Annotated in this window: 16 protein-coding genes; 8 read left to right on the top strand and 8 right to left on the bottom strand. The window is 72.1% G+C overall.

Features of this window, described 5'->3' with window-relative positions; translation table 11 throughout:
• Nucleotides 1-80 precede the first annotated feature (80 nt).
• Complete coding sequence (locus AC3IYI_RS24620) at nt 81-584, bottom strand: hypothetical protein (RefSeq protein WP_489405780.1); 504 nt, start codon at nt 582-584, stop codon at nt 81-83.
• Nucleotides 585-721: 137 nt separating this feature from the next.
• On the opposite strand from AC3IYI_RS24620, the gene AC3IYI_RS24615 reads away from it, so the two are divergent.
• Together AC3IYI_RS24615 and AC3IYI_RS24610 are read left to right on the top strand one after the other, a co-directional pair.
• Nucleotides 722-1,063, top strand: a complete 342-nt coding sequence (locus tag AC3IYI_RS24615) for a hypothetical protein (protein WP_489405779.1) — start codon at nt 722-724, stop codon at nt 1,061-1,063.
• 10 nt (nt 1,064-1,073) lie between these two features.
• Nucleotides 1,074-2,906 (top strand): insulinase family protein, encoded by a 1,833-nt coding sequence (locus tag AC3IYI_RS24610; RefSeq protein ID WP_489405778.1) that lies wholly within the window; start codon nt 1,074-1,076, stop codon nt 2,904-2,906.
• Between the two features lie 64 nt (nt 2,907-2,970).
• Here the strand turns inward: AC3IYI_RS24610 and AC3IYI_RS24605 are convergent, their stop codons facing one another.
• The 4 genes from AC3IYI_RS24605 to AC3IYI_RS24590 form a co-directional block, all read right to left on the bottom strand.
• Nucleotides 2,971-4,095 carry a GuaB3 family IMP dehydrogenase-related protein gene (locus AC3IYI_RS24605; RefSeq protein WP_031147860.1) on the bottom strand — a complete coding sequence of 375 codons (1,125 nt, stop codon included), beginning with the start codon at nt 4,093-4,095 and terminating at the stop codon, nt 2,971-2,973.
• A gap of 159 nt (nt 4,096-4,254) precedes the next feature.
• Nucleotides 4,255-5,760 carry an IMP dehydrogenase gene (gene guaB, locus AC3IYI_RS24600; RefSeq protein ID WP_489405777.1) on the bottom strand — a complete coding sequence of 502 codons (1,506 nt, stop codon included), beginning with the start codon at nt 5,758-5,760 and terminating at the stop codon, nt 4,255-4,257.
• A 126-nt stretch (nt 5,761-5,886) separates the two neighbouring features.
• Entirely contained in the window at nt 5,887-6,516 is a 630-nt protein-coding gene (locus AC3IYI_RS24595; protein ID WP_489405776.1) for a sigma-70 family RNA polymerase sigma factor, read from the bottom strand.
• A 370-nt stretch (nt 6,517-6,886) separates the two neighbouring features.
• The gene (locus AC3IYI_RS24590) at nt 6,887-7,498 is read right to left on the bottom strand and encodes a response regulator transcription factor (protein WP_003948568.1); all 612 of its coding nucleotides are present in this window, start codon (nt 7,496-7,498) and stop codon (nt 6,887-6,889) included.
• Between the two features lie 379 nt (nt 7,499-7,877).
• Here AC3IYI_RS24590 and AC3IYI_RS24585 point away from each other — a divergent pair, with 379 nt between their 5' ends.
• Complete coding sequence (locus AC3IYI_RS24585; RefSeq protein ID WP_489405775.1) at nt 7,878-8,213, top strand: WhiB family transcriptional regulator; 336 nt, start codon at nt 7,878-7,880, stop codon at nt 8,211-8,213.
• 235 nt (nt 8,214-8,448) lie between these two features.
• Here the strand turns inward: AC3IYI_RS24585 and AC3IYI_RS24580 are convergent, their stop codons facing one another.
• Nucleotides 8,449-9,348 (bottom strand): LysR family transcriptional regulator, encoded by a 900-nt coding sequence (locus tag AC3IYI_RS24580; RefSeq protein ID WP_243333430.1) that lies wholly within the window; start codon nt 9,346-9,348, stop codon nt 8,449-8,451.
• Nucleotides 9,349-9,427: 79 nt separating this feature from the next.
• On the opposite strand from AC3IYI_RS24580, the gene AC3IYI_RS24575 reads away from it, so the two are divergent.
• The 3 genes from AC3IYI_RS24575 (at nt 9,428) to AC3IYI_RS24565 (ending at nt 11,677) form a co-directional block, all read left to right on the top strand.
• Nucleotides 9,428-10,105, top strand: coding sequence for an MOSC domain-containing protein (locus AC3IYI_RS24575; RefSeq protein ID WP_489405774.1), 678 nt, complete (start codon nt 9,428-9,430; stop codon nt 10,103-10,105).
• 9 nt (nt 10,106-10,114) lie between these two features.
• Entirely contained in the window at nt 10,115-10,888 is a 774-nt protein-coding gene (locus AC3IYI_RS24570) for an SDR family NAD(P)-dependent oxidoreductase (RefSeq protein ID WP_489405773.1), read from the top strand.
• A 90-nt stretch (nt 10,889-10,978) separates the two neighbouring features.
• On the top strand, nt 10,979-11,677 hold the full coding sequence (locus AC3IYI_RS24565; protein WP_489405772.1) for an ester cyclase: 699 nt from the start codon (nt 10,979-10,981) through the stop codon (nt 11,675-11,677).
• Between the two features lie 121 nt (nt 11,678-11,798).
• On the opposite strand, the gene groL is transcribed toward AC3IYI_RS24565, so the two are convergent.
• Nucleotides 11,799-13,430: a chaperonin GroEL gene (gene groL / locus AC3IYI_RS24560; RefSeq protein ID WP_489405771.1), complete on the bottom strand. Its 1,632-nt coding sequence runs from the start codon at nt 13,428-13,430 to the stop codon at nt 11,799-11,801.
• A 136-nt stretch (nt 13,431-13,566) separates the two neighbouring features.
• The gene (groES, locus tag AC3IYI_RS24555; protein ID WP_008739621.1) at nt 13,567-13,875 is read right to left on the bottom strand and encodes a co-chaperone GroES; all 309 of its coding nucleotides are present in this window, start codon (nt 13,873-13,875) and stop codon (nt 13,567-13,569) included.
• Between the two features lie 634 nt (nt 13,876-14,509).
• Between groES and AC3IYI_RS24550 the strand changes: the two genes are divergently transcribed.
• Entirely contained in the window at nt 14,510-15,202 is a 693-nt protein-coding gene (locus AC3IYI_RS24550; protein WP_489405770.1) for a response regulator transcription factor, read from the top strand.
• Nucleotides 15,195-16,601, top strand: a complete 1,407-nt coding sequence (locus tag AC3IYI_RS24545) for a sensor histidine kinase (RefSeq protein ID WP_489405769.1) — start codon at nt 15,195-15,197, stop codon at nt 16,599-16,601. Before AC3IYI_RS24550 ends, AC3IYI_RS24545 begins: the two co-directional genes overlap by 8 nt.
• Nucleotides 16,602-16,621 lie beyond the last annotated feature (20 nt).

The raw sequence follows: 16,621 nt of genomic DNA, 5'->3' as shown, positions 1-16,621 counted from the left end.
GCCGGCCCCGCCCCCGCCGACCAGCCGTTCCCATGATCGAGAGACCGGGCCGAAATCCCTGTCGCCCACGCGACCGCCGGTCATATGATCCGCGCGTGTCCGCTCACCCCCCGCTCGGCCGGCCCGTGTTCGAGCCCGCCGACCGCATCCCCGCCCTCGCCGACCTGCGCGCCCACGTCCACCGCCAGGACTGGGACGCCGTCGCCGCGGCCTTCGCCGCACTCGACGACGAGGACGACCGCGCCATCGCCTCCCGTGTCGTCGGCGAACAGCACAACGCCGAGCCGTTCCTCAACGGTGCCATGGCGGAGGACCCCGGGGATCCGCTCGTACGGAGCCTGCTCGCCGAGCGGCTGATCCGGGCCGGCTGGGAGATCCGTTCCGCCGCCCGCGCCCACCACGTCCAGGCGGGGCGGTTCCAGCAGTTCCACGGCTACCTGCGGCGTGCCGAGCTGCTCCTCATCGACGTCTGCGCCGAGCACCCCCGGTACGCCCTCGCCTGGTACCTGCGCACCATCACCTCCCGCGGCCTCCAACTGGGCCTCGGCGAGACCCGGCGCCGGTACGAGCGGCTCGCCGAGCACCACCCGCACCACTACGCGGGCCAGCAGCAGCTCTCCAGCAGCTCTGCCCCAAATGGGGCGGGAGCTGGGAGGCCGCGCACGCCTTCGCCGAGGAGTGCGCGCGGTCAGCGCCCCCCGGCAGCCCGAGCGGCGCCCTGGTGGCCATCGCGCAGCTGGAGCAGTACCTGGAATCGCACGACGGGAGCGACCTGCGGCGCGCGGAGAAGTACCTGGCCGCCCCCGAGAACCGTGCGCACCTGCTGGCGGCCGCCCGGCACTCCGTGCTCCACCCGGCCGCCCGGACCGGGGCGTACGCCCACACCGACGCCCACAACGCCTTCGCGGCCGCCCACAGCGCGGCCGCCCGACCCGCCGACGCGGCCCCGCACTTCCGCGTCATCGGCGACCGTGCGAGCCGGTTCCCGTGGGACTACGTAGGCACCGGGGACCACACGTTCGAGTTCGCCCGCCACCGCAAGACCGCCCTGGCAACGGGCTGAGGGACACACGATGACCACCGAAACCCGCCCCGAGCCCGAGTCCGCCGCCCCCGCCGCCAACGCGGACGCGGACGCCAACGCAGCCGCCGCCGCCGACGCCGCCGCCGGCATCGTCACCACCACGGTGAACGGCATCCGCACCGTCCTGGCCCCCCGCCCCGGCCCCCTCTCCGCCGGGCTGCTCTTCCGCGTCGGCTGCGCCGACGAGACCCTCGCCACCAGCGGCATCACCCACCTCGTCCGGCGCCTCGCCCTGCACCGGATCGGCCCGGGCGACCCGCCCGCGGACGGCGCCCCCGCGCCCGCCTCCACGTTCACCCGGTTCCAGATCACCGGCACCCCCGCCGAAGTGGTGGCCCACCTGAACGGCGTCTGCGCCGCGCTGCGCGACCTCCCCCTCGAACGGCTGGAGACCCTCAAGGAGATCCTGCGCACCGAGCCCGCGGACCGCGCCGCCGACCGCACCCCCGACCCCGCCGGACGCTGCGCCCAGTGGCGCTACGGCTCCCGCTCCTACGGCCTCACCGGCTACGACGAGGCCGGGCTCCCGCACCTCACCGCGGAGCAGGTCCGCGACTGGGCCCGCAGCCGGTTCACCGCCGGGAACGCCGTCCTGTGGATCACCGCGGGCGCCGTCCCCGAGGGCCTCGACCTCGCCCTCCCCACCGGCGGCCGGCACCCCGCGCCCGAGGCCACCTCGGCGCTGCCCGCCCTGCCCGCCCGGTTCCGGGGCGACGACGGCTCCGTCACCCTGACCTCCGTACTGCCGCGCTCCACCGCCGCGCGCCTGTTCACCGAGGTACTCGGCAGGGAGCTGCTGCGGGAGCTGCGCCAAAGCAGCGGGTACGCGTACGCCGCGACCGCCGAGTACGTCCCGCGCGACGCCGGCTCCGCGACCGTCGTCGCCCACGCCGAGGCGCTGCCGCAGCACCAGGACGCGATGGCCGGCGCCTTCGTCGACGTCCTGGCGAAGCTCCGCGCCGGCCGGATCGAGGAGTCCGCGCTGGACGCCGTACGGGCCTCCGCGCTCGCGCGGCTCGACACCCCCGGGCTCGCCGCGGCACGGCTCCCGGACCGGGCCGCAGACCTGCTGCTGGGCCGCCCCCACCGCACCCCCGCCGAGGAGCGGGCCGAGATCGAGGCGGTCGGCGCGCAGGCCCTGCACGAGGTCGCGCGCGCCCTGTGGGCCGGCGCCCTGGTGCGGGCGCCCCGCGGGAGCGTGGACGGGGCCGGGCTCGCGGCCGCGCCCACCGGGTCCACGCAGACCGTCTCCGGGCAGGAGTACCCGGCTTCGGACGATCCCGGCACGGTTCTCACCGTGGCCGCCGAAGGGGTCGGCCTGGTCAGCGCGGCCGGCCGGATCACCGTCCGCTACGCCGAATGCTCCCTGATGCAGGCCTACCCGGACGGAGCCCGCCACCTGGTCGGCTACGACGGGTTCACGCTCACCGTCGAGCCGGCCCGGTTCGCGATCACCGCAGCCGAGCTGGCTCCCCTCGACGCGGGTGTCCCGCCCTCCGCGGTCGTCGCGATGCCGCCCCGCACCCCGGTCCGGGCCCCGCGCACCGCCCCGCAGACCCCGTCCCCTGCGCCCGTACCTGCCCCGGCCCCGGCGCCCGCCGCCCCGACCGCCACCTGGTTCACCGTCCTGCTGTGGGTGCTCGGCTTCCCGGGGATGGTCATCGGCGCGTCCGTGCTCGTCCTCGGCCTCCTCATGGGCGACGAGCACGGGCAGATTTCCCGGGACAACGCCTGGTTCCTGTTCAGGTGGCTGCTCGTCGCGGGCGCTGCCCTGATTCCCTGGGCCGTCTGCCTGAGGCTCCGGACCGCGGGAAAGAAGTAGTCACGCCGGAGGGCCGGCGCCCCACAAGGGGCGCCGGCCCTCCGGCATACGTACGGCGAAACCGTCAGCGGCTGTGCTGGGAGTCCGCGACGGTGACCTCGACCCGCTGGAACTCCTTGAGTTCGCTGTAGCCGGTGGTGGCCATCGAGCGGCGCAGCGCGCCGAAGATGTTCATCGAGCCGTCCGGGGAGTGCGACGGGCCGGTGAGGATCTCCTCGGTGGTGCCGACCGTGCCGAGGTCGACCTTCTTGCCGCGCGGCACGTCCTCGTGGACGGCCTCCATGCCCCAGTGGTTGCCCTTGCCGGGCGCGTCGGTGGCACGGGCCAGCGGGGAGCCCATCATCACGGCGTCGGCGCCGCAGGCGACGGCCTTCGGGATGTCGCCGGACCAGCCCACGCCGCCGTCGGCGATGACGTGCACGTAGCGGCCGCCGGACTCGTCCATGTAGTCGCGGCGGGCCGCGGCCACGTCGGCGACGGCGGTGGCCATCGGGACCTGGATGCCCAGCACGTTGCGCGTGGTGTGCGCGGCGCCGCCGCCGAAGCCGACCAGGACACCGGCTGCGCCGGTGCGCATCAGGTGCAGGGCCGCGGTGTAGGTGGCGCAGCCGCCCACGATGACCGGGACGTCGAGCTCGTAGATGAACTGCTTGAGGTTCAGCGGTTCGGCGGCGCCGGAGACGTGCTCCGCCGACACGGTGGTGCCGCGGATCACGAAGATGTCCACGCCCGCGTCGACGACGGCCTTGGAGAACTCGGCCGTGCGCTGCGGGGAGAGCGCGGCGGCGGTGACGACGCCCGAGTCGCGCACCTCCTTGATCCGCTGACGGATCAGGTCCGCCTGGATCGGAGCGGAGTAGATCTCCTGGAGACGGCGGGTGGCGGACTCCTCGTCCAGCTCCGCGATCTCGTCGAGCAGCGGCTGCGGGTCCTCGTACCGGGTCCACAGGCCTTCGAGGTTCAGCACGCCGAGGCCGCCGAGCTCGCCGATGCGGATGGCGGTCTGCGGGGAGACGACCGAGTCCATGGGGGCGGCCAGGAACGGGAGCTCGAAGCGGTAGGCGTCGATCTGCCAGGCGATCGAGACCTCCTTCGGGTCCCGGGTACGGCGGCTGGGGACGATGGCGATGTCATCGAACGCGTACGCCCGGCGGCCGCGCTTGCCGCGCCCGATCTCGATCTCAGTCACGTGTGGTGGCCTTTCCTGTGGGTCTGCCCGTCCAGTATCCCCGAACCCCGGTGCGCCGCGTTCCGGTGACCGCTGTACGGACGACTGGAGCACTTCACGAGGGGCGGGCACGGCGAAGGGGCGGACCCGTGCGGGCCCGCCCCTCCGGTGCTGCTGCGATCAGCCCTTGCGGCTGTAGTTCGGCGCCTCGACCGTCATCTGGATGTCGTGCGGGTGGCTCTCCTTGAGCCCCGCCGAGGTGATCCGGACGAACCGGCCCCGGTCCTGGAGCTCCGGCACCGTGCGGCCGCCGACGTAGAACATCGACTGGCGCAGGCCGCCGACGAGCTGGTGCACGACCGCGGAGAGCGGGCCGCGGTAGGGGACCTGGCCCTCGATGCCCTCGGGGATGAGCTTGTCGTCGCCGCCCACGCCCTCCTGGAAGTAGCGGTCCTTGGAGAAGGACTTGCGGTCGCCGCGGGACTGCATCGCGCCGAGCGAGCCCATGCCGCGGTACGACTTGAACTGCTTGCCGTTGATGAACAGCAGCTCGCCCGGGGACTCCTCGCAGCCCGCGAGCAGCGAGCCGAGCATCACGGTGTCGGCGCCCGCGACGAGTGCCTTCGCGATGTCGCCGGAGTACTGCAGGCCGCCGTCGCCGATGACCGGCACGCCGGCCGCCTTGGCGGCGAGCGAGGCCTCGTAGATCGCGGTGACCTGCGGAACGCCGATGCCGGCGACCACGCGGGTGGTGCAGATGGAGCCGGGGCCGACGCCGACCTTGATGCCGTCGCAGCCGGCGTCGATGAGGGCCTGGGCGCCGTCGCGAGTGGCGATGTTGCCGCCGATGACGTCGACCGTCGAGTTCGACTTGATCTTGGAGACCATGTCGCCGACCAGGCGGGAGTGGCCGTGCGCGGTGTCGACGACGATGAAGTCGGCGCCCGCCTCGATCAGGGCCTGGGCCCGCTCGTACGCGTCGCCCGCGACACCGACGGCCGCGCCGACGAGCAGCCGGCCGTCCTTGTCCTTGGCGGCGTTCGGGTACTTCTCGGCCTTGACGAAGTCCTTGACCGTGATGAGGCCCTTGAGGAGGCCGGCCTCGTCGACGAGCGGCAGCTTCTCGATCTTGTGGCGGCGCAGCAGCTCCATGGCGTCCACGCCGGAGATGCCCACCTTGCCCGTGACCAGCGGCATCGGGGTCATGACCTCGCGCACCTGGCGGCTGCGGTCCGACTCGAAGGCCATGTCGCGGTTGGTGACGATGCCGAGCAGCTTGCCCGCCGGGTCGGTGACCGGGACGCCGGAGATGCGGAACTTCGCGCAGAGCTCGTCGGCCTCGCCCAGGGTCGCGTCCGGGTGCACCGTGATCGGGTCGGTGACCATGCCGGACTCGGAGCGCTTGACCAGGTCGACCTGGTTGGCCTGGTCGGCGATGGAGAGGTTGCGGTGCAGGACGCCGACGCCGCCCTGGCGGGCCATCGCGATGGCCATCCGTGCCTCGGTGACCTTGTCCATGGCGGCGGAGAGCAGCGGGACGTTCACACGGACGTTGCGCGAGATGAGCGAGGACGTGTCGATGGCGTCCGGGGACATGTCCGACGACCCGGGAAGCAGCAGCACATCGTCATAAGTGAGGCCGAGCGTGGCGAATTTGTCGGGCACTCCGTCGGCGTTCACAGTCATGACACCTTCCAAGATGGTCTTGCTCAGCGCGGATGTCCATGCTAACGGGATCCCGACGCCTCTCATTCCACGACGAAGATCGATGCCAAGATTCGTATCTTCCTACGGGGAAAAACCCCGTACGGCCTACTGCTCGGCGAGCGCGCGGAGCCGGCTCAGCGCCCGGTGCTGGGCGACGCGCACGGCCCCGGGGGACATTCCGAGCATCTGCCCGGTCTCTTCGGCGGTCAGCCCGACGGCCACGCGCAGGACGAGGAGCTCGCGCTGGTTCTCCGGCAGGTTGGCGAGCAGCTTCTTGGCCCAGGCGGCGTCACTGCTCAGCAGTGCGCGCTCCTCGGGACCCAGGGAGTCGTCGGGCCGTTCCGGCATCTCGTCGGAGGGCACGGCGGTACTGCCCGGATGGCGCATGGCGGCCCGCTGGAGATCGGCGACCTTGTGCGCGGCGATGGCGAAGACGAAGGCCTCGAAGGGGCGCCCGGTGTCGCGGTAGCGCGGCAGCGCCATCAGGACGGCGACGCAGACTTCCTGCGCCAGGTCCTCCGCGAAGTGACGAGCGTCACCCGGAAGTCGCGACAGGCGGGAGCGGCAGTAGCGGATGGCGAGGGGGTGCACGAAGGCGAGCAGATCGTGGGTGGCCTGCTCGTCGCCTTCCACCGCTCGGCGTACGAGCGCGCTGACGGTACTGTCGCCGCTGTTCCGGGAGGCGCCGCTGCCGCCTGTGGTCGCGGGTGACCCCGGGGCCTCGTCGTCGCGCATCAATCCATGGTGCCTTGGCGCCGGAGCATTCGCGGCACCGCGGCTCGTGTTGTGCGTCGAAGCGTTATGCGTCGACGGGTTGTGCGGGGTGGGTGCACCGGAACTCATGCCCTGGCCCCTCCCCTCCCGCTCGGCCGAATCGTCCCCGCGGCGACATCTCCAGGATGCGCCACACCCTCAAGCATGCGGCATCGCGCCCGAAGCGACACGTCCCCCGGATTGTGCACGGTCAATCCCCGGTGCGCACCGGGGTGCGGCGGATCGGACGGCGGGGGATTCGGGAGGGCGGCCGGGGCCGCGGGGTCCGGGGAGCCGGGCGGGCCGGCCCGCCCGCGGCACCGCCGGCCGGTGAGGGCCGGCGGCCCTGCGGTCAGCGGACCAGACCCCAGCGGAACCCGAGTGCCACGGCGTGCGCCCGGTCGGACGCGCCCAGCTTCTTGAACAGCCGGCGGGCGTGCGTCTTGACCGTGTCCTCGGAGAGGAAGAGCTCGCGCCCGATCTCCGCGTTGGACCGGCCGTGGCTCATGCCCTCCAGCACCTGGATCTCGCGCGCGGTGAGCGTGGGCGCGGCGCCCATCTCGGCCGAGCGGAGCCGGCGCGGGGCCAGCCTCCAGGTCGGGTCGGCGAGGGCCTGGGTGACCGTGGCCCGCAGTTCGGCGCGCGAGGCGTCCTTGTGCAGATAGCCCCGGGCGCCGGCGGCGACCGCGAGGGCCACGCCGTCCAGGTCCTCGGCGACCGTCAGCATGATGATGCGGGCGCCGGGGTCGGCCGAGAGCAGCCGGCGAACCGTCTCCACACCGCCGAGCCCGGGCATCCGTACATCCATCAGAATCAGGTCGGAACGGTCGGCACCCCAGCGGCGGAGGACTTCCTCGCCGTTGGCAGCCGTCGTCACTCGCTCGACGCCGGGCACGGTGGCAACCGCGCGACGGAGCGCCTCTCGGGCAAGCGGGGAGTCGTCGCAGACGAGGACGGATGTCATGACCGCCCTCCGCAGCTGCTGATGCGCGTCACCTTGAGCCTCCAGGCTGGTACGTATCGTCACCTGTGCGGTCGATGCCCCCGGACACATGTCCGAGAACTTCTTGGTTCAACCGCCTTCGCACTCTCAACGATGGTCACTCGAAAGAGTTACGGGTCGGACGGACACCTTCGGCACTCTACGTGAGGAAGCGAACACAAGGCAGGAGCCACTCGCCGCGTGTCCTCCATCTGGCGTTATGCCCTATTTGGCGGCTTTCCTTCCGTTTGGCGCATGTCTGAGGCTAGATTCCCAATGAGTCATATTTACATCTACTACGACAGTAGGTGTGGAGACATGGACCGTATCCGCCTCAGTACCGGCACCAAGAGGACTACCAATGGCAGATTTCTCCCGCCTCCCCGGACCGAACGCCGACCTCTGGGACTGGCAGCTGCTGGCTGCCTGCCGCGGGGTCGACAGCTCCCTCTTCTTCCACCCGGAAGGCGAGCGGGGCGCGGCAAGGAGCGCGCGCGAGACCTCGGCTAAAGAGGTCTGCATGCGATGCCCGGTGCGTTCTGAATGCGCCGCGCACGCACTCGCCGTCCGCGAGCCCTACGGGGTGTGGGGCGGCCTCACCGAGGACGAACGCGAAGAACTGATGGGCCGCGCCCGCCATCGCCTGATCCCGGCGACGAGCGCGATCGGACCGAGCACGCCGAGCACTCCGCACTGAGCGGGTTTCACACGAAACGACCGAAGGAACGTTTCTTCGAATCATTGGCACGCACAGCACCGGCACACGCAGCATCAGCATCAGCACCGGCACGCACGGGCGTGTCGCGTACCGGACCGGGCTGCCACCCGACCGGCCGTACCGCCGTACGGTCCTTCGCGTGGCGGCCCCGTCCGGCCACCCGGCCCAGCCGGCGCCGCCCGTCAGCGCCGGCGGGGACCGGAGCCGCCGCCCGTCAGCGCCGTGCGGCCCGCTCCAGCTGGGCCAGGGTCGCGGCCACCGCCGGGACCCGGGCCAGGTCGGGCAGCGTCAGCGCGACGACCTCCCGCTCGACGGCCGGTTCCACGACGAGGGTGCTCACGCCCTTGGCCCGTACGGACTCCACCGCGAGCTCCGGCAGCACCGCGACCCCGAGCCCGGCCCCGACCAGGCCGACCACGGCCGGGTAGTCGTCGGTGGCGAAGTCGATGCGCGGGGTGAAACCGACGGCTTCGCACACTTCCACCAGATGGCGGCGGCAGCGCGGACAGCCCGCGATCCAGGGCTCGTCGGCCAGCTCCGCCATGCCCACCCGCTCCGCCCCCGCCAGCCGGTGCCCCTCGGGCACCAGCCCGACGAGCCGGTCGGTCAGCAGCGGCCGGACCACGAGGTCCTCCCACTCGGCCGCCGACCCGGAGGCGCCGCCGTAGCGGAAGGCCAGCGCGAGATCACAGTCGCCCTCGCGCAGCATCTCCACGGAGCGCGGCGGCTCCGCCTCGACCAGCGAGATCCGGGTCCCGGGATGCTCGGCGCGCATCGCCGCGAGCGCGGTCGGCACCAGCGTGGAACTGCCGCTGGGGAAGGAGACCAGCCGGACCCGGCCGGCCCGCAGCCCGGCGATGGCCGCGACCTCCTCCTCGGCGGCCGTCAGCCCGGCGAGGATCCCGGCGGCATGCCGGACCAGCGCCTCACCGGCCTGGGTGAGCCGCATTTCGCGCCCGGTGCGGATCAGCAGCGGGGTGCCGGCGGACTGCTCCAGCGCCTTCATCTGCTGGGAGACGGCCGGCTGCGTGCAGCCGAGCTCGCGGGCGGCGGCTGAAAAGGACCCGGTTCCGGCGACAGCGCGCAGAACTCGGAGATGGCGTGCCTCGATCACCCTTCGAGCATAAGGGGCGCTTTGATGTCGGCACGAATAATCCCCGACCGCTTTGGGTCGGCTCGGCTAACGTGGATCCATGCACCTGATCTCCGTGAACCTGGGCCGCGCGACGGCCGTCGATCACACCGACGCCCCGGACGGGCGCACCGGTCACGGCAAGATTCCTGCGCCGGGTCCCGTACGGGTCTTCGCGCCGGGCCCCAAGGGCGTCGGCGCGAGCGGCGTGGAGGGGGACGACGTCTGCCATCTGCGCCATCACGGCGGGGACCACCAGGCCGTGTACGCGTACGCCCGCGAGGACCTGGAGTGGTGGGAGGGCGAGCTCGGCCGCGACCTGCCCGGCGGGATCTTCGGCGAGAACTTCACCACCTCCGGCCTCGACGTGAACGGCGCGCTGATCGGCGAGCGCTGGCGGGTCGGCCCCGACCTGCTCCTGGAGGTGGCCTCGGCCCGCATCCCGTGCCGGACCTTCCAGGGGATGCTCGGCGAGCAGGCCTGGGTCAAGCGGTTCACCCAGGAGGCCCGGCCGGGCGCCTACCTGCGGGTCCTGCGGGAAGGCTCGGTCTCCCCCGGAGACACCATCGAGGTCGTGCACCGCCCGGACCACGAGGTGACGGTGGAGTTCTGGTTCCGCGCCTTCACCACCGACCGGGAGCTGCTGCCGCGGACGCTGGCGGCGGGTGACGCACTGGAGCCGGAGGCTCGGGACAAGGCGCTGGCCCACGTGGAGAAGTACGGGAAGCGGGGCGACTAGGTTGCGCCTATGACGACTGCGTTGATTACGGGATCCACGGCGGGCATCGGCGCCGCCTTCGCCCGGCGGCTCGCCGCCCAGGGGCACAACCTCGTCCTGGTGGCCCGGGACACGAAGCGGCTCGGCGAGCAGGCCACCGAGCTGCACGACCGGCACGGCATCGAGGCGGAGGTGCTGGCCGCCGACCTCTCCACGGAGAAGGGCATCGCGGCGGTCGAGGAACGCCTCGCGGACCGCAAGCACCCGGTCGACCTGCTGGTGAACAACGCGGGCTTCGGCAACAAGGGCCGTTACCTCGAGGTCTCCATGGCCGACGAGCTGACCATGCTGAAGGTCCACATCGAGGCCGTGCTGCGGCTGACCTCGGCGGCCGTGGAGCCGATGCGCTCGCGCGGGCGCGGCGGCGTGATCAACGTGGCCTCCGTGGCCGCCTTCCTGCCGCGCGGGACCTACGGGGCGAGCAAGGCCTGGGTCGTGCAGTTCACCCAGGGCGCGGCCAAGGACCTGACCGGCTCGGGCGTACGGCTGATGGCGCTGTGCCCGGGCTTCGTGCGCACCGAGTTCCACGAGCGGGCCGGCATGGGCACGGACAACATCCCCGGCTGGATGTGGCTCGACGCCGACAAGCTGGTGGCGGCGGCCCTGGCCGATCTGGCGAGGGGCAAGACGGTGTCGATCCCGGACCCGCGGTACAAGGCGCTGATGGGCGTGGTGAAGCTGACCCCGCGGGGGCTGCTGGGCGGGGTGTCCTCGCGGACGGGGCGCAAGTACGGCCCTCAGTGACCGGGCTCGCGGTGACCCCCGAGTAAACGCGGCATATGGGCGAAATCTCCCTAGACTGGATGTGTCCCATCCAGCGCGGGAGGCGACGCGATGACATTCGTACAAGTGATCGACTACGAGACCAAGCGCTTCGACGAGATGAACAGCCTCATCGACCGCTACGCCGAGCAGAGCGCCGGCAAGCGCACGGTCACCCACACACTCATCGGCAGGGACCGCGACTCCAAGACCCACTACATGGACCTCGTCGAATTCCCCTCGTACGAAGAGGCCATGAGGAACTCTCAACTCCCGGAAACCGACCAGATGTTCCAGGAGATGGTGGCGCTCTGCGAAGGCATGCCGAAGTTCATGAACCTCGACGTGGTCCGCGACGAGTACCTCAACAAGCTCGTCGTGAACCGCTTCTTCGAAGAGGTCGCGGGCAAGGGCAACTTCGACGCCATCGAGGAGTGCATCGCGGCCGACTACACCACCCACGACATCATGGAGAGCGCCGGCGAGGGCAACGGCCGCGAGGGCATCCGCAAGAGCGTCAGCATGTGGCGGGCCGCCTTCGACATGACTTTCGACATGACGCGCCAGATCGCCGAGGGGGACTGCGTCACCACGCTCTGGGACTGGAAGGGCACCCACAAGGGCGAGTTCATGGGGGTCGCGCCGACCGGCAAGGAATTCAGCATGTCGGGCTGTACGACGTGCCGGATCGAGAACGGCCAGATCGCCGAGGACTGGTGGTACTACGACGCCCCGGGCCTGATGCGCCAGATGGGCATGATGCCCGGATAGCAGACGGGAAAGCCCCGGTCACCACCGCTTGGCAGCGGTGACCGGGGCTTTCCCGTACTACCGGCCGTACTTACCGGCCGTACCTACCAGCCGTACTTACCGGCCGTGCTTACTGACGAGGTCAGTGGCTGTGGCCGTGGCCACCGTGGCTGTGACCGGCGTCGCCCTCGTCGTCGGCCGGCTTCTCGACGACCAGGGTCTCGGTCGTGAGCAGCAGCGACGCGATGGAAGCGGCGTTCTCCAGCGCGGAGCGGGTGACCTTGACCGGGTCGATGACGCCGGCCTTGACCAGGTCGCCGTACTCGCCGGTGGCGGCGTTGAAGCCCTGGCCCTTCTCGAGCTCGGCGACCTTCGCGGTGATGACGTAGCCCTCGAGGCCGGCGTTCTCGGCGATCCAGCGCAGCGGCTCGACGGCGGCGCGGCGCACGACCGCGACACCGGTGGCCTCGTCGCCCGACAGGCCGAGGTTGCCCTCGAGCACCTTCACGGCGTGGACGAGAGCGGAGCCACCGCCGGAGACGATGCCCTCCTCGACCGCGGCGCGGGTCGCCGAGATGGCGTCCTCGAGACGGTGCTTCTTCTCCTTGAGCTCCACCTCGGTGGCGGCGCCGACCTTGATGACGCAGACGCCGCCGGCGAGCTTCGCCAGGCGCTCCTGCAGCTTCTCGCGGTCCCAGTCCGAGTCGGTCGACTCGATCTCGGCCTTGATCTGGTTGACGCGGCCGAGGACCTCGTCGGAGGAGCCGCCACCGTCGACGATGGTGGTGCTGTCCTTGGAGATCGTGACGCGGCGGGCGGAGCCCAGTACGTCCAGACCGGCCTGGTCGAGCTTGAGGCCGACCTCCTCGGCGATGACGGTGGCACCGGTGAGGGTGGCCATGTCCTGGAGCATCGCCTTGCGGCGGTCACCGAAGCCGGGCGCCTTGACGGCGACGGCGTTGAAGGTGCCACGGATCTTGTTGACGACGAGGGTGGAGAGCGCCTCGCCCTCGACGTCCTCGGCGATGATCAGGAGCGGCTTGGAGGCGCCGGCCTGGATGACCTTCTCGAGCAGCGGCAGGAGGTCCTGGATGGAGGAGATCTTGCCCTGGTTGATCAGGATGTACGGGTCATCGAGGATGGCCTCCATACGCTCCTGGTCGGAGACCATGTACGGGGACAGGTAGCCCTTGTCGAAGGCCATGCCCTCGGTGAACTCCAGCTCCAGGCCGAAGGCGTTGGACTCCTCGACGGTGATGACACCGTCCTTGCCGACCTTGTCCATCGCCTCGGCGATGAGGTCACCGACCTGCTGGTCCTGCGCGGAGAGCGCGGCCACGGCGGCGATGTCGGACTTGTCCTCGATCGGACGGGCGGTCGCCAGGAGCTCGTCGGAGACGGCCTTGACCGCGGCGTCGATGCCCTTCTTCAGGGCTGCCGGGGAAGCACCCGCGGCGACGTTGCGCAGACCCTCGCGGACCAGCGCCTGCGCCAGGACGGTGGCGGTGGTGGTGCCGTCACCCGCGACGTCGTTGGTCTTGGTCGCGACCTCCTTGACGAGCTGCGCGCCAAGGTTCTCGTACGGGTCGTCGAGCTCGACCTCACGGGCGATGGTGACGCCGTCGTTGGTGATGGTCGGAGCGCCGAACTTCTTGTCGATGACGACGTTGCGGCCCTTGGGACCGATCGTCACCTTCACGGTGTCGGCAAGCTTGTTGACGCCACGCTCAAGGGCGCGACGGGCGTCCTCGTCAAACTTGAGAATCTTCGGCATGGGAGCGGTTCAGCCCTCTCGTTGCTATCCCCGGCCGCTCACCGCGACCGCCTGTCTAGAACGAACTACGCCCCTCGCCGCCCGGCATCAGCAGGGGTGACCAGGGGCGTAGCTCAAAGCAAAACTGGAGAAGTGATTACTTCTCGACGATCGCGAGCACGTCGCGAGCCGAGAGGACGAGGTACTCCTCGCCGTTGTACTTCACTTCGGTGCCGCCGTACTTGGAGTACAGGACGACGTCGCCGACGGTGACGTCCAGCGGGAGACGCTGGCCGTCCTCGAAGCGACCCGGGCCAACCGCGAGGACGACGCCCTCCTGGGGCTTCTCCTTCGCGGTGTCCGGGATGACCAGGCCAGAGGCCGTGGTCTGCTCGGCGTCGAGCGGCTGGACCACAATGCGGTCCTCGAGCGGCTTGATGGCAACCTTGGAGCTGGTGGTCGTCACGATCTGACCTTCCGCTTCGGAGATCCGGGATTAACTGTCTGGGGTGGCGACCAGGTCGATCCGTCGTCGCGGGTGCCGGATCTGCCTGTCGCTGTGTTGGCACTCACCGGGGGCGAGTGCCAGACGCGAGACTATTCCGGGGATTAGCACTCGGTCAAGCGGAGTGCCAATACGCGCCGCTGGTTTCACAGCCGGAGCCGCCTGGGCGCGCCCCGGAACCCGCCTCCTCGGGGTACCCCCGAACCCCCGTTCCACGCGCGCCGCCGCTGCCGGGGACCAGTCCCCGGACCCCTGCTCCTCAAACGCCGGAGGGGCTGAGATTGCCCTGCGGGCAACCCAGCCCGCCCGCACCAATCCAGCCGTCCGGCGTTTGAGGACCGGGGTCCGGGGCGGAGCCCCAGGGGGTCCGGGCAGCGCCCGGGGCCGACCTCCAGCCCCGCCGGCGTTTGAGGCGCAGGTCCGGGCAGTGCCCGGGGAACGGGCGAAGGGCGGGTAGGGGACTCCGCCCCGCAGGGCCGAACCACCCGCACCCGCCCACCGGACCCCCGCCGGGACGACGGGGGCGGCAGCCCCGACCGGCCACCGCCGGACGGAGCGCGTCAGGAAGGGGTGCCCGGTATGTGACGCTTGGGGCATGCGGATCCTGGTCGTCGAAGACGAAGTCAGCCTCGCCGATTCACTGCGGCGCGGCCTCTCCGCCGACGGCCACTGGGTCGACCTCGCCCACGACGGCCACCGCGGCCTGGACCTGGCCCTCACCGGGGGCCCGTACGACGTCGTCCTCCTCGACCTGATGCTCCCCGGCCTCTCGGGCTACGAGATCTGCACCCGGATGCGTTCCCACGGCGTCGCCACCCCCGTGCTGATGCTGACCGCCAAGGACGGCGAGTACGACGAGGCCGAGGGCCTGGACTCGGGCGCCGACGACTACCTGACGAAACCGTTCTCCTTCGTCGTCCTCGCCGCCCGCCTCCGCGCCCTCACCCGCCGCACCGCCGCCGCGGGCGACGCCGCCCGGCCCGGCGTCCTGCAGGCCGGCGACCTGGTCCTCGATCCCCGCGGCCGCCGCTGCCGCCGCGGCGCGCACGAGATCGAGCTGACCGCCCGCGAGCTCGGCGTCCTGGGCTGCCTGATGGAGCAGCCCGGCCGGGCCGTCGCCAAGCAGGACATCCTCGACGAGGTCTGGGACACCCCGCACGTCATCGACCCGAACATCGTCGAGGTCTACGTCTCCTCGCTCCGCCGGAAGATCGACGCCCCCTTCGGCCGCCGCTCGATCCTCACCGTGCACGGCACCGGATACCGGATGGCCCCGGACGGTGGTTGAGCCCGGACCCCGGACCCGACCCCGGCCCCGCCGCCTCGGCAGCCTCAGCCTCGGCAGCCTCCGCGCCCGCGCCGCCGCGGCCGCCGCCCTCGCGATGACCGCCGTCCTGGCCGCCGGCGGGCTGTGGCTCTACACCCTGCTGCGCGCCAACCTCATCGAGAACACCACCGGCCGCACCGAGCTCGCGGCCCGCAAGGTCGCCGCCCAGTACGACACCGAAACCCTCCCGGCCGGCGGCCGGCTGCCCGCGCCCGAGGGCGGGGTCGACCTGGTCCTCGTACGGAACGCGGCCGGTACGGTCGTGGCCACCAGCGGCGACCTGAAGGACACCCCGGAGCTCACGGAGCTGAGCCCCGCGCCCGGTCAGGACATGCGGTCGGCCGTCCTGCCGCCCGCGCGCCCCGGCGCACAGCGGCGCGTGGTGGTCGCCGTGGACGCGCCCGGCCCGCCGGGGGCGCACGACCGCCACACCGTCTACGCCGCGACCGTGCTCGGCGACGTCGACGACGCCAACCGGGCCGTCGCGCTCGGCCTGCCGGCCGGCGCGCCCCCGCTGATCGCCTTCTCGGCGGCCCTGGCCTGGTGGGTGACGGGCCACGCGCTGCGCCCCGTCACCGCCATCCGCACCGGGCTGGCGGCCGTCACCGGGAGCGAGCTGGACCGGCGGGTCCCGGACCCGGGCGGCGCCGACGAGATCGCGCAGTTGGCCCGGACGGTCAACGACACGCTCGACCGGCTGGAGCGCAGCGACGCCCGGCAGCGGCAGTTCACCGCCGACGCCTCGCACGAGCTGCGCAACCCCCTGGCGGCCGTCCGGTCCCGGCTTGAGGTGGCGCTGCGGGACCCCGACCGGGAGTCGGTGGCCGCCGCGCTGGCCGATACCGAGCGGCTGCAGGGCATCGCGGCCGACCTGCTCCTGCTGGCCCGTCTCGACGGCGGGCCCGCGCCGCGCACCGAGCCGGTGGACCTCGCGCTGCTCGCCGCCGAGGACGCGGCGCGGCGCCCGGAGACCCGGGTTCCGCTACGGCTGGACGCGCGGGCTCCCGTACCGGCCGCCGGGGATCCGGCGCGGCTGGAGCGGGCGCTGGCCAACCTGGTGGACAACGCCCTGCGGTACGCCCGTACCGGGGTCGTGGTCCGGGCCTCGGCCGAGGACGGCTGGGCGCTGCTGGAGGTCACGGACGACGGGCCGGGCATCCCGGAGGCGGACCGGGACCGGGTCTTCGAGCGCTTCGTACGGCTGGACGCGCACCGGGGCCGGGCCGGCGGCGGCACCGGCCTGGGGCTGGCCATCGCCCGGGAGATCGCCCGGGCGCACGGCGGTGAGGTCCGCGCGCTCCCCGCGCCCGCCGGCGGCGCCCGGCTGGTGCTGCGCGTGCCGGGGCGCCCGAGTTCCTGAGGGGCGTGGCGCACCCGCTC

It is taken from the genome of Streptomyces sp. GL_148, from assembly GCF_057834205.1.
Note: the sequence above shows the minus strand (reverse complement) of the source record. Positions and strands in the feature narration are given on the sequence as shown.